This window comes from Palleronia caenipelagi, from assembly GCF_007004065.1.
Taxonomy (GTDB): Bacteria; Pseudomonadota; Alphaproteobacteria; order Rhodobacterales; family Rhodobacteraceae; genus Palleronia; species Palleronia caenipelagi.
Genome location: NZ_VFSV01000182.1, coordinates 1 through 620, shown reverse-complemented (window position 1 = coordinate 620; position 620 = coordinate 1). Strand labels below are relative to the sequence as shown.

At 63.2% G+C, this 620-nt stretch carries 1 protein-coding gene; it reads right to left on the bottom strand.

Features of this window, described 5'->3' with window-relative positions:
• The coding region (locus FEV53_RS20610; protein ID WP_246100968.1) for an IS3 family transposase at positions 1–333 on the bottom strand (333 nt) is incomplete at its 3' end.
• Positions 334–620 lie beyond the last annotated feature (287 nt).

Genomic DNA, 620 nt, shown 5'->3' with positions numbered 1-620 from the left:
GTTCGGGGTGGTGCAGTGAAATGCCTCCAGCAGCAGGTTGGGCGACGGCGTCAGCTTATGATTGCTGTTCGTGGTCACCGGCTTGCGTGGCTTGCGCTGGCCGGCTGAGATCCTGCTTTCGCGCATTATTCTGGCCACGCGCCGCTCCGGGACGTGCTCCCCCTCAGCGCACAGATCCCGGTGGATACGCTTGGACCCGTAGCGGTGTTTGCTGGCTTTGAAGACCCGCATAATTTTTGCCAGAAGCACGTCGTCCCGTGCAGAGCGCCGCTCGCGGCGGTCATCGCGGGCCGCCTGGCTGGCATGGTATCCATAGAGCCAGCTGCGCGACAAGCGTACGAGCCGGCAGAGTGTCGAAACCGCGTTCTCCCGCTGACGCGGCCCCACTGGGGACACGGTCAGTCGAACTGAGCTTTGCGGGCAGGGATGAAAGCGCGCTTATTCATCGTGGTTTCACCGCCCGAGATGCGAAAAAAGCGTTCGCGGGCGCACTCGGACCGGTGGCGTTCGCCTGCTCACCCATTTGCAAGATCTCGTTCTCCTCTGCCAGCCGCTTGTTCTCCTTGCGCAGCCGCTCCAGCTCGGCGGCATCGGCCTTCTGGCGGTGTTTCGCTTCCATC